Below are 12,924 nucleotides of genomic sequence, written 5' to 3' on the forward strand. Positions count from 1 at the left end.
TTCATGTTTTACGTTTTTTCTTCCGTCAAGCTCAGAATGGCGTTCATGATGTCCGTTTTTGTAACCCGCCCTACCAACCCCTGAATTGGAGTTGAGGAGATACATCGCTCGTCCAAAACTGGAAGACAATTAACCTGATGCCGAACCAGTCTCGATATCGCTTCCAGTAAAGAATCTCCTGGAGCAAGCGTCGTCATTTGTGCCCGCCGCGTCATTGCCATGGTCACCGGGACGGTGTGAAGATCGGTATGCCCCAGCATGACTTTCAGCAAATCCTTGCGGGTAACAATTCCAATGAGTTCCTGCTCCTCCCCTGTGACCATTAGCGTGCCTGTATTTTGCTGAAACAGCATCAGTACCGCATCATAGGCGGTAGCGCCACCGGAAATCAAAATCGGATCACTAAGTATATCCGCCACAGTCAGCTTTTTGAGCATACTGCCGATATGACTATCATATTTTGGGTAACGTCCTGGCAAGTAGCCCACCTTCGGCTTGGCATCCACCAGCCCGAGCATAACAAGCAGAGCAAGGTCAGAACGTAGAGTCGGTCGCGTCAGTCCCAGTTCTTCAGCAATCTTGTCCCCCGTAACAGGCGCCAGACGCTGGACAATATCAACAATTTCCCGCTGTCTTTCAGACAGTTGAATAATGATTACCTCCTTATGGAATGGGGTAGTATACATTATAAATGAGCATAGATCGGTAGATTTCAGCATTTTCCGACAATTCATCAAATTTTAATCATAGACAGCTTGTTTTCAAATTTAAAATGTGTCACAATTAAGAATGTAATACATACTAATTATAAGTTTAACGTGTGCAATATGCTACATTTAAATGAGCTAATGTACATCATATGTGATATGTATTATGTACTAATAACCCTGAGGAGGAAATCAAATGAAATTTTTCTTGGATACTGGTAACATTGAGGAAATCAAACGTATTGAACGTTTGGGTCTGGTTGATGGTGTAACAACGAACCCTTCACTGATCGCTAAGGAAGGTCGAGTGTTCAAGGAAGTCATTCAGGAGATTTGCAGTATCGTTGAAGGTCCCGTAAGTGCTGAGGTTATTGGCCTGAAGGCTGAAGATATGCTCAAAGAAGCTTATGACATCGCGAAGTGGGCACCCAACGTGGTTATCAAGCTTCCTATGACCGAAGACGGCTTGTACGCTTGTAACGAGCTGACCAAGAACGGAATCAAAACGAATGTAACACTGATTTTCTCCGCGGCTCAAGGTTTGATGGCAGCCAAAGCTGGCGCTACTTTTATCAGCCCGTTCGTAGGACGTCTGGATGATATCGCTGTTGACGGTATGAAGCTGATTCGTGAACTGAGACAAATTTTGGACATTCATGGTCTGAAATCCGAAATCATCGCGGCTTCCATCCGTAACATTAAGCATGTAGAAGATGCTGCTCTGTCTGGTGCACATATCGCTACCATTCCAGGTTCCTTACTTCCTTCCCTGTGGAAACACCCGCTGACAGACAGTGGTATCGAACGCTTCCTGAAGGACTGGGAAACCGTACCTAAAGCTTAATTCGCCAGTCATGGAAAAACGATATTACATTACACCCAAACAGCCCGTACTTTTCGGGCTGTTTTTTTGTTTTGACTTTGGTGACCAAATACGCTGAACAACTTTTTTTGACAAAATAACTTGTTGTTCATATAATTGTTTTAACAACTAATTAATTTCGAATTAATCTATGTGCGGAATACAGAAAGGATTACCTTATGAATAACTTGCCACCCGATTGTTCCATTGGGATGTTGCTCGGGATTACTCATCGCAAAATGAGTCAGCAGCTCTCGCATCGCCTTAAACCTTATGATATTTCCCCAGAGCAATGGTCGGTTCTATACCAAATCTATCAGGCCGAGGGTTTAAATCAGAAAGAAATTGCAGCTAAGGCCGTTAAGGATCAGCCTACCACGACTCGAATTATTGATTTGTTGGACAAGAAGGGCTGGGTACGGCGTGTAAATAGCCCACAGGATCGTCGGGCCTATTTGCTTCATTTGACTGAAGCAGGCCGACAGCTTGTGGAGGAGACGCTTCCTGTCGAACGCGATGCCAACCACGATTTTGTAAAAGGAATTTCCTCTGCCGATCTGAAGCAATTCCGCCAAACCCTTTTACAAATTCACGCCAACATGACTGAATCAGAAAAACAAGGAGAGAACGATTAATATGCAACAAGGCAAGCAACCTCTTTGGACCAAAGAATTTATCGTTCTTACGGTTTCCAATTTATTTTTGTTTCTAGAATTACAGATGATCTTATCTTCCATTCCTTCTTATGTGAAAAATACATTCAACGCCAGTTCCGTTCAGGTCAGTCTCGTTACCACATTATTCGCTTTAAGTGCGATTGCAGCACGACTTTTTTCAGCCCGTATGCTGGAAAAAGGACATCGCAGCACCCTGATCTTCGTCGGGCTGCTGTTTGCATTAGCAGGAACGCTGGGATACAGTGTTTCACCGACGATTACAGTGCTTCTGCTCATGCGGATGTTGTTTGGGATCGGCTTCGGTATGAGTAGTACGGCCTTTCCAACGATGGCCTCTGACGTCATCCCACCTAAACGTCTCGGTGAAGGAATGGGATTTTTTAGTCTGTCCACTAGTTTAGCGATGTCGATTGGACCAACCATCGGCATTTCGATGCTGCAATACAGCAGTTTTAACCTGCTTGCCTATACGACAGCAGCTGTCATTGTGGTTATTTTCCCGCTGGCTTGCTGGCTAATTCGCACACTGCCTAAGGGGCACATCGAACCACCTATGGTTCCTTTGGAAGAGGGGCGAAAACCGGCATTTAACCGTAAATTATGGATTCCCGCCTTGCTGAACATGCTTATGTCTATCACGTATGGCGGATTGCTCGGCTTTATGGCGCTTTACGGGGATGAAGCAAATCTTGCGCACCCAGCCTACTTTTTCCTGTTTAATGCGGTATCCGTACTGATCGTGCGTCCCTTCTCGGGCCGTATATATGACAAAAAAGGGGCAAAAGCACTGCTTATCCCCGGTTCCCTGTTTCTGATTGGCGGTCTGATCCTGCTTTCCTACGCGCACAGTGACGTCTTCATGTATGTGTCTGCTCTTTGCTACGGTATCGGGTTTGGTGTCATGCAGCCGACCCTGCAAACCTGGATGATTCAAGTCGTGTCTCCTAAACAGAGGGGCATGGCAAACGGTATGTTTCTCAATTCCCTCGATTTCGGGGTAGCAGCCGGAGCGCTTATACTTGGCATTATCGCCAAAGCAAGTGATTATGCGTGGATGTACCGTCTTTCCTCGCTGTTTATTGTGCTGTTCTTGCTGATCTATGTCATTCAAATAATCACAAACCGTAAGCTTAAAACGCATGTCCCGCTGAAGGGGTAAGGCTATTATTTACAAATGAATATAAGTTTATACTTGCTCAAGTTATCAAAAGCACCCGTTACCATGGTTTCATGGACAACGGGTGCTTTTTCATTTTTAAGTATTTCATTTTCAAGCACATTTTCTTTTATTTCGCAGGAGTTTTGCGTCTTAGCTTGGAAGAAAGAGGCTTTTCTCGGGACACGTCTGTCAGTCCCTCATTTACATTCATACGATCATTGGATTTGTCATCTGCTGGTTCATCCTGCTTTGGTTTGACCGCAAAAAGCATCAGCAGAGCGGCAATGCCTCCCACTGCGGCCATCACGCCAAAGAGCAGACCATGTCCACTGCTGCCCAGCAGCAAGGATACAACCGGAGGACCTAGCGATACCCCGACAAAGCGCATGCTGCTATACAAGGCAGTAATGGTTCCGCGCTCCTCTTTTTCAATTCCCTTTGTAATCAGGGCATCCAAACAAGGCAGTGCGAGCCCAATTCCGCCGCCCCCTAACGTAAACAGTCCAATCACCGCATAAATATGTTGAAAAAATCCGAGAATAGCAAAGCTGATCGTCAATATGGCCAAACCGCCAAAACCGATCCATTTCATGCGCTTTTTGTGCTTGCCGATAATCTTGCCTCCTAAATAAGAGCACAGACAGAGGGAAATAAGCGGAATGGCCAGCACAAAGCCTTTCCAGACTCCATGGAGGTTGTAACGACTTTCCAGTATGTCGGATAAGTAGAACAAGACGCCAAAAATGACAAACATACAAATACCGCCCATAGCGAAAATAGCATAGAGCCAGCGTCCTTTTTCGGCAAGCACCTGCTTCACATTTCCCGCAAACTCTCGAAACATAATCGGCTGGTTCTTACGCTTGGGTACATGGATCAGCCAAAGCACCAAAATGAGCGAAATCAAACAGAGGCCCGGAATCACCGCCAATGGCAAGAACCATAGAACTGCTCCCAACGCGGCACCGAGTATCGGACTTAACACTTTACCGAATGTGTTGTAGGTCTCGACTACCCCCAGGTTCTTGCTGGCCTCATCCTCGTTCTCGTACAGATCACCCACAAGCGGAATGACTATAGGAAAAGCCCCTGCTGCTCCCGCTCCTTGAAGTAGACGACCTGCAATAATGGTCCAGTATGCTGCCAAATCGTGAAGCAACCATGCTCCCACCGCAGAAATTCCCCCTCCAATCACAGTCAGAATCAGACAGGGAACAATCACCGCCTTACGGCCAAATCGGTCGGAGAGATAGCCCGCAATCGGTATCAGTAAAATGGCCACTACCGCATATACTGTAATCAACATGCTAATCCGAAAAGAGCTTACATGTAGCTTACGTCCGATTTCCGGCAAAACAGGAATCAGCATGGAATTACCCAGCGTCATCATCAGCGGGATGGAACCTAATGCAAGCAGATTCCCTTTATTTTGTTGCATCCCGTTACCACCTTTGCAAAAGTAATAACACAGCTGTTCAGATTCGTTCAACAGATGTTATTGTGTTTACATTGGTGGGGATTTATGCGGCTACACTTTAAATCCTCCGACCCTTGCATTCAGCAGTTGCGACATATCCGCCAGTGTATGAATGGATGATGCAATTTCCTCCATCGAAGCCAGTTGTTCTTCAGCCGCCGCACTGACGCTCTGGGTTCCCCCTGCCGATTGCTCCGCTACTTCACGAATGCGTTCCACCGCTTCCACCATTCGCTCTGATCCACCGGACATCTGTTCTACAGACCGATTTACACTGTGAATCTGTTCGCTGACCTGTTGAATGGAACTTCCAATCTGACGAAATGCGGTTTCAGCGGATTGCATGACCTTTACGCCGGACTGCACTTCAACCGTCCCGGTTTGCATACTGGATGCGACATTTCCGACATGCTCCTGAATATTTTGAACAAATTGTGTGATTTCAGCTGCGGAGACCGATACCTGCTCGGCCAATCTTCTGACCTCAGAGGCTACAACAGCAAATCCTCTGCCCTGCTCTCCGGCTCTTGCCGCTTCAATCGACGCGTTAAGCGCCAGCATTCCTGTCTGTTTGGCAATTCCGGTAATGACAGAACCGATCATTCCAATCTGTTCGGCCTGTTCACTAAGCGAACGTACAGCACGTGCAGAGCTGCCTACACTTTCGCTTACCTTCTCCATCTGACGCATGGCCTGACCTATAGATTGTTCCCCTGCTTCTGCATCTTTAGCGGCTGAATCAGACAACTCGTACACTTGCTGGCTCGTGGCTGCGATATGCTCCAATTCGTGGGCAAACTCTTTTACTGTATCTGTAGTTTGTGTAATATCATCGACCTGATGCTCCATACCAGCCGCAAGCTCTTCCATTACACCGGAAGTATGACGATTGGCCTGATTCATTTCCTCGGTACCTACGCTAACCCTCTCTGCGGTTACGGATAATGTACGCGCCGTATCCTGAGCATCCACTATAATGCTGCGGAACCCCTCAATAAGCTTGTTGTAAGAGCCCGCAATCATACCGATTTCGTCTTTGGACGTAATATCCAGTCGACTACGCAAATCTCCCCCACCTTGGGACATTTCCAACAGTTGCTCATTCATATGGTGTAATGGACGAATGGAACGAATCAAAACGATGGATTGAGCAATACTATAAATAATAACTAGAAATCCTACAATGCTCGTAATCAAGGTTGTATTCGTCATCGTTTGGTGTGCCTGCTGTACTTTCACCGTCACTATATCCTCTTGAGCTTTGACAAATGCGATCACCTTTGCATCAAGCTGCTTGCGCAAAACCCGTTCGTTTTCAAAATCATCGAGCAAATCAGAAAATGGCGGGAAAGCATCCCTTGTACTCTGATATCCCGCTATAGTCAGTAAACGATGAACTTGATTCATATAGGTGTTAATCCCCGTCTTGAGATCAGTCATCTTTTTCTTCGTATCCTCATTACCTGTATCGAGCAGAGCTTCTGTCTCCTGTAACAACTTTACAACTTCACTCTGCTTGTTTCCGATCTCTTGCCCGTACTGTTCGTCACGAGTTAGCAAATATGCCCGCTCATCATTAGATATCCCGTTTAACAAAAATTGAAGAGACTTCGAGTTATACGCAATAGCCTCTTCACGATTCATAATATCCTTGTACTCGTTCTCACTATGTACGCTTAAAATGTAATTGGTCAGCAGCATGGCCGCAATTACACTTGGGATCAGTATCGCGCTAAGAATCATTTTGGCCTTAATTGTTAAATTCATGAATCGGTCCCCCAGTTATTTCTGAATAAAATGTCCAACTTACTATATATCGTTTTATTCGATTGTTTTTTTGAATGAAACAGAAAAAGTGTATAGAGTTTTAAATATGTTTGTGTCTATTTAGTGAACATATATATTTTTTTCAATATCAAAAAACAAAAAAATTCAATATTAGGTAAATGAAATGATCTGTTTTCAGTTTGTACTTGTCGAATTCGGATTGTTAAAAATGATATACTATGTATTGGTATGCCATAAGCCTCAAGGAGGATCTGCATGAAAAGTCTGGAACTCAAACCGCTTATTCACGTGCTTAACGAGTTGGAAACCCGCAGCTGCCTTATTGAGCAGCAGGGTAACATGATCATGAATTACTATCGTGAACCTCAAATTGCTAACGAACTCTATAAAATAAATTCATGTACAAAAAGCGTCATTTCCGCATTAGTTAGTATCGCTATGGATCAACAACTGGTACCGAAACCGGAGACGCCGATCCTCGAATTCTTTCCCCAGTTGGCCAATGACAGTGACCCTCGAAAGCGTGATATTACGATTGAACATCTGCTGACGATGTCCGCAGGCTTTAACTGGACGGAATTTGGCGGACAAAATTCTTTTCCTACCATGAGCAAAACGTCAGACTGGGTGCAATTTGTGCTTTCACAGCCACTATCGGATGTGCCGGGCACGCGAATGGAGTACAGTTCTGGCTGTTCTCAACTTTTGTCCACCATGCTGCGTTATGCTTCTGGACAAGCAGTTGCTAAATTTGCCGAGCAGCAATTATTCCAACCACTCGGTATCGAAAGCTACCTTTGGGAAACCGATCCGCAGGGCACTCATACTGGAGGCTTCGGGCTGCATCTTAAGCCGATGGACATGCTCAAATTCGGGCGTCTTTATCTGAACGAAGGAAGCTGGGAAGGACGTCAGTTCATCCAAACAGAGACAGTCCGATATTCGACCCGTCCATTCCTTCCGGCCGCCAAACCACAAAAAGCATTTTACGGCTGGCACTGGTGGGCTTCTTCTTTTTCAGATGAAACAGAGACAGGAACTGAAACGGACAATTTTTACGCACTCGGCTTTGGTGGGCAATATATTGTTGTCGTCCCGTCGTATGACATGGTAGTTGTCGTTACCGCTGATAAATTCAAAAAGAAACGGACTCCTGTGGATATTTTCCGACAGTATATTGTACCGCTGCTACTCCAGCAGAATGAATAGGAATAGATACTGAAGCTAAAAGTTGCAACTGGTTTCTATCAAATTGGTCTATCCAAAATCTGCATCAAAAAGGGCCTGCCTGTTTGATCAGGCAAACCCTTTTTTGCAATATAATTGAGATTATTACATATTTCATCCGCAGGCGAGCTTACCTAGCCCAAGTGAATAGTAACCTCTTGCTGTCCGCTCGAGGCTGGTGTAATGATTACACCTTGTTCTCCCGATCGGCTGCTGCCGTCCTCCACTTGAACAGCCTCGTGGATGCCCCGCAGTACTAACGACCATGGTTTAACGGCACCTTCTGCCTTCACCGTAATGACGGAATCCTTGCGGCTGGCGGTGACAGTCAATTCTTCTTCACCTGACGTATTCACGATAACGGTTCGAGCCTGTTGCCCTTCACCGAGCTCAAACAAATGGAGTGCCACTTGATCAGCATAATCATAATCCGGACGACTGTCCTCATGACCGATTGCCAACAGTGTGTTCGGCTTCACGAGCACAGGCAGGGTTGTAAAATCATGATGCTCGTTGACCCAGCGACCACCCGACACGCTTTCATTCGTTAACAAATTCGTCCACTGTCCCTCTGGTACATAATACTGTACATTGCCTTCTTTATTAAAGATCGGGGCTACCAAAATGGAATCCCCCAGCATGTATTGCAGATCCAGCGTTGCACAGGTTGGGTCCTGCGGGAATTCCAATACCATAGCCCGCATCATCGGTAGTCCCTTCACCGAGGATTCTACAGCAGAAGGATACAGGTATGGCATCAGCGAGCATTTGAGTTTCGTAAAGCTGCGCACCACGTCCACCGATTCTTCGTCGAACAGCCAAGGCACGCGATATGACTCGTTTCCGTGCAGACGGCTATGGGAGGACAAAAGTCCAAATTGCACCCACCGTTTATATACGTCCGGCGCAGCAGTTAACTCGAAACCGCTAATATCATGGCTCCAGAAGCCAAAGCCACTCAAACCAAGCGACAAACCGCCACGCAAGGATTCCGCCATCGACTCATACGTCGATGAGCAGTCTCCGCCCCAGTGAACCGGGAACTGTTGTCCCCCGGCTGTAGCGGAACGCGCAAATAACGCAGCTTCATTTTTACCCAGCTTTTCCTCCAGCACATCAAATACAGCCTTGTTGTACAAATGCGTATAATAGTTATGCATCTTCATCGGATCAGAGCCGTCATGATATACCACATGGGTAGGGATACGCTCGCCAAAATCGGTTTTGAAGCAATCCACGCCCTGATCTACCAACACCTTCAGCTTATCCTGATACCAGGCCACTGCAGCCGGATTCGTGAAGTCAACCAGCCCCATCCCCGCCTGCCACATGTCCCATTGCCACACGCCGCCATCGGCAGTTTTGACCAGATAGCCATTCTCCATACCTTCATCGAACAAAATGGATTTTTCCGCAATATACGGATTGATCCATGCACAAATTTTGAGACCCTTTGCTTTCAATCTCTGCAGCATGCCTTCCGGGTCTGGGAACATATCTTGATCCCACTGGAAATCGCACCATTGGTATTCCTTCATCCAGAAGCAGTCAAAATGGAATACCGAGAGTGGCAGATCCCGCCCAGCCATCCCGTCCACAAAATGGTTCACTGTCGCTTCATCATAATCTGTCGTGAACGAAGTGGTCAGCCACAAACCAAAGGTCCAGGCTGGCGGTAACGCAGGCTTACCCGTCAGCTTGGTATAATTGTCCAGCACCTCTTTAGGGTTAGCTCCACCAATAATAAAATACTCTAACGATTCGCCGGAAACGCTAAACTGTACCTTTGAGACATTTTCCGATGCAATCTCATACGATACCTTTTCCGGATGATTGACGAATACACCATACCCTTTATTGGATAGATAAAATGGAATGTTTTTGTATGCCTGTTCACTGCTGGTTCCGCCATCTTCATTCCAGATATCGACCACCTGGCCATTTTTCACGAACGGGGTGAAACGCTCCCCGAGTCCGTATACGTACTCCCCGATGCCCAACTCCAGCTGCTCCCGGAAAAAAGGCTGATCCTGCGGGTCTGTAATGTAGCCTGGTCCCCGATGTCCACTGCCTGTGACTTTACGATCCTCGACATAAAAGCCTACATCCCAGCTCTTCCCACGACCGACTCGCACACTCAGATCACCGCTTTTAAGAACCGCTGCGTCCTCGCCCACCGTAATGTCCACCTCTGTCGGCAAGGTGTGAATTTCAAAGTCCGGCCCATGATGCACCCGCCCCTTGTGGTGGTTCAAACATACCCGAATGACATTCGGCATAGGCGAGCTGTAGGTCGCTTTCAGCAACGCTCCGTTCAGCGTATCTCCTTTGTGCTCAATCCGATGGGTCGCTGCATATACCGTCATGGAAGCATCGTCCGTCACGATATCACGGATTTCAGCAGGATTTTGTATTTCATAGCCCTTGCGAACCAACCAATAGCCATCTGTAAATTTCATCTGTTCCTTCCTCCGTCTCGATCTTTATATTCTTGATTCCAAATCGCTTGTTGGACTTTTTCGAAATCCTTACTATAATAATATTGATTTATGTAAGGGTTTACTTCTTTTATTTTGACGTATTGTATCAATATTTTGATCTTTTACATATAAATTAGATAGCAGAAAAGAGGTCATTGAAATGCAAAGGGAAATGTTGCGGGAAAACCGCATTCATGGCAATCCCATGTATCCGGTCAGCGTATATCCGAGCGTAGAGCAGTTGAATGGAAATAGTATATTGGAGTCCCATTGGCATGAAGAGATGGAGTTTATCGTAGTGGAACAGGGGAGCGCCGTATTTCAGACGGATATGGTCTATACGGAGGTTAGCGAAGGTGAGGCCCTTTTTGTAAACAGCGGCGAGCTTCACGCCGGTTATTTACAAAAAAGCCCTCGCTGCGTGTTCTCTGCGGTGGTGTTTCACCCCGACATACTGCACAGCCGCACGCAGGATACGGTGCAGACGCAGTTTATTGACCCATTTATCAGTAAAAAGCTTGTCCCTCCCCCTCACATTCGCGGCGTGCAGCCTTGGGAGCAAGAGGTGCTGACTGCATTGCGACACATTATCACCAGCCATGAGCAGAATACGCCTGCCCGTGAACTGGCGACCAAGGCGCAGCTCTATAGCATGATCGCCTGCCTGTACCCACATATGACCCCCGCTAACGGAGAAGATGTGATTATGGCGGGTCAACGCAGCAAGGTTGAACGGATCAAAAAAGCACTTGCGTATATCAACAGTCATGCACATGAGCCTATACGTTTACGGGAGATCGCAGATGAGATTGGTATGAGTGAGGGGCATTTTTGCCGTTTTTTCAAGCAGATGGTTCAGAAAAGCCCGGTAGAATATATCAACTATCATCGGGTTCAGAAGGCTTGCAGGCTGCTGGAGCAAAGTGATCGCAAAGTGGTTGATATTGCACTGGACGTTGGCTTTGACAATCTAAGCTATTTTATTGCGACCTTTAAAAAATGGAACGGCCTGACTCCTTCGCAGTACCGTAAGCAGCACGAAGCAGATCAGGCGCTTGCTGTCCCTTATATAACAGACTAATATGCATAGGACAAATCATTTATTTTTTTTGGGCTTCATAAGTACTAATATTATTTTTCTTTCTCTTAATATAGTAAATATGTAGCCACCTACGCCTCCTAAAACAGAGGGAATTAGCCACCCCAACCCTACATCATATAATGGAAGAAGATGACTGAAAAAATCATTAATTACTTTAATTTGTATTCCAGCAGCATTCAAGCCATCAAATAAACTAATGATAAAGGTTAATATCAAACTGCCTTGATATACTTCTGACTTTCCTTTAAATACAGGATGTAAAAACGTTAAAAATATTAGAGAAATAGCAATGGGATATATTGCGATTAGTACTGGTGTTGAAACCTTAATGAGCTGTGTTAAACCTATGTTGGCTACAAGGATACTAAATATAGATAACATGAGAACAACTCTTTTATAAGAGATTTTTGGAAATAATCCATGGAAAAAGGAAGAGCAGGCAGTGATAAGCCCCACACTTGTCGTTAAACACGCTACTGTAATCATTAAGCCTAATAGAATAGAACCGTAAGATCCAAAATAATAGGAGGAAACCTTAGCTAACACTTCAGCGCCATTTCCTAAAACGCCCAATTTTTCAACGCTAGAAGCTCCCATGTATGAGAGAGACGTATAGATAAAAGCTAAGAGTATAACCGCAATCGCTATCGCTTTGGCACAAATGATCATCAACTCTTTTTTTGTAGTAGCTCCTCTATCCTTAATTGCATTCACAATGATAATTCCAAAAATAAAGGCTACAAGAGCGTCCAATGTTAAATAACCCTCTTGAAAGCCTTTGAAAAAGACATTCGATGTATAACCCTCCGCAGGTTCTTGGAATTTTCCTATTGGGTGAATAATAGCTACAATCACAAGTAATCCAATGAATGTCAATTTAATGGGTGTTAGAAACTTTCCGATTACATCAATAATTTTTGTAGGATTAAGTGATAACAAACATGCAACTGCAAAAAAAAGGATAGTAAATACAAAAAGTGCGACAGGATGATCTGCATTGTTTGAAAAAAAAGGTTTTACTCCAATTTCAAATGACACACTACCGGTTCTAGGAATTGCATATAAAGGCCCGATGGCTAGATAAAGGATTGTTGTAAAGACAATGCCGAATACGGGATGTACACGACTCGCTAAAGTTTGCAAATTGCTTTTGCCCGAAAAAACAAAGGCTGTGACGGCTAGTAATGGTAAGCCAACACCGGTAACCAAGAAACCCGCATTGGCTATCCATACATTCTTTCCGGCCATTTGCCCAAGCATAGGTGGAAAGATTAGATTCCCTGCACCAAAAAATAAGGCAAATAGCATCGATCCTATAATGATAATAAAGGACGAAGAAACACTTTTTGACATAATAAATCCTCCAACCACGAACTCACAACGTTTTGTTTTATTCGTTTTCTTTTAATTTTGTATAATATATGTTAATAGGGACATATCCAATT

Annotated in this window: 10 protein-coding genes; 5 read left to right on the top strand and 5 right to left on the bottom strand. The window is 45.2% G+C overall.

The features are described from left to right. Positions 1–8: 8 nt before the first annotated feature. Positions 9–719: a CBS domain-containing protein gene (locus tag AC6EJC_RS09225; RefSeq protein ID WP_444953713.1), complete on the bottom strand. Its 711-nt coding sequence runs from the start codon at positions 717–719 to the stop codon at positions 9–11. 184 nt (positions 720–903) lie between these two features. Between AC6EJC_RS09225 and fsa the strand changes: the two genes are divergently transcribed. The 3 genes from fsa (at position 904) to AC6EJC_RS09240 (ending at position 3,405) form a co-directional block, all read left to right on the top strand. After that, on the top strand, positions 904–1,551 hold the full coding sequence (gene fsa / locus AC6EJC_RS09230; RefSeq protein ID WP_013309811.1) for a fructose-6-phosphate aldolase: 648 nt from the start codon (positions 904–906) through the stop codon (positions 1,549–1,551). 197 nt (positions 1,552–1,748) lie between these two features. Next, entirely contained in the window at positions 1,749–2,204 is a 456-nt protein-coding gene (locus AC6EJC_RS09235; protein WP_444953714.1) for a MarR family winged helix-turn-helix transcriptional regulator, read from the top strand. Position 2,205: 1 nt separating this feature from the next. Further along, positions 2,206–3,405, top strand: coding sequence for an MFS transporter (locus AC6EJC_RS09240; RefSeq protein WP_444953715.1), 1,200 nt, complete (start codon positions 2,206–2,208; stop codon positions 3,403–3,405). A 127-nt stretch (positions 3,406–3,532) separates the two neighbouring features. Here AC6EJC_RS09240 and AC6EJC_RS09245 read toward each other — a convergent pair whose 3' ends face one another. Both AC6EJC_RS09245 and AC6EJC_RS09250 read right to left on the bottom strand, forming a co-directional pair. Next, positions 3,533–4,843 carry an MFS transporter gene (locus tag AC6EJC_RS09245; protein WP_444953716.1) on the bottom strand — a complete coding sequence of 437 codons (1,311 nt, stop codon included), beginning with the start codon at positions 4,841–4,843 and terminating at the stop codon, positions 3,533–3,535. A 90-nt stretch (positions 4,844–4,933) separates the two neighbouring features. Next, positions 4,934–6,649, bottom strand: a complete 1,716-nt coding sequence (locus AC6EJC_RS09250) for a methyl-accepting chemotaxis protein (RefSeq protein ID WP_444953717.1) — start codon at positions 6,647–6,649, stop codon at positions 4,934–4,936. 276 nt (positions 6,650–6,925) lie between these two features. Here AC6EJC_RS09250 and AC6EJC_RS09255 point away from each other — a divergent pair, with 276 nt between their 5' ends. Next, positions 6,926–7,879, top strand: coding sequence for a serine hydrolase domain-containing protein (locus AC6EJC_RS09255; RefSeq protein WP_444953718.1), 954 nt, complete (start codon positions 6,926–6,928; stop codon positions 7,877–7,879). 152 nt (positions 7,880–8,031) lie between these two features. Here AC6EJC_RS09255 and yicI read toward each other — a convergent pair whose 3' ends face one another. Further along, positions 8,032–10,356 (bottom strand): alpha-xylosidase, encoded by a 2,325-nt coding sequence (gene yicI / locus AC6EJC_RS09260; RefSeq protein ID WP_444953719.1) that lies wholly within the window; start codon positions 10,354–10,356, stop codon positions 8,032–8,034. A 181-nt stretch (positions 10,357–10,537) separates the two neighbouring features. Here yicI and AC6EJC_RS09265 point away from each other — a divergent pair, with 181 nt between their 5' ends. Continuing rightward, a complete protein-coding gene (locus tag AC6EJC_RS09265) occupies positions 10,538–11,458 on the top strand; it encodes an AraC family transcriptional regulator (RefSeq protein ID WP_444953720.1) in 921 nt (306 codons plus the stop codon). 15 nt (positions 11,459–11,473) lie between these two features. On the opposite strand, the gene brnQ is transcribed toward AC6EJC_RS09265, so the two are convergent. Next, entirely contained in the window at positions 11,474–12,832 is a 1,359-nt protein-coding gene (gene brnQ, locus AC6EJC_RS09270; RefSeq protein WP_444953721.1) for a branched-chain amino acid transport system II carrier protein, read from the bottom strand. Between the last annotated feature and the right edge of the window lie 92 nt (positions 12,833–12,924).

This window comes from Paenibacillus sp. TY11 (genome assembly GCF_059772165.1).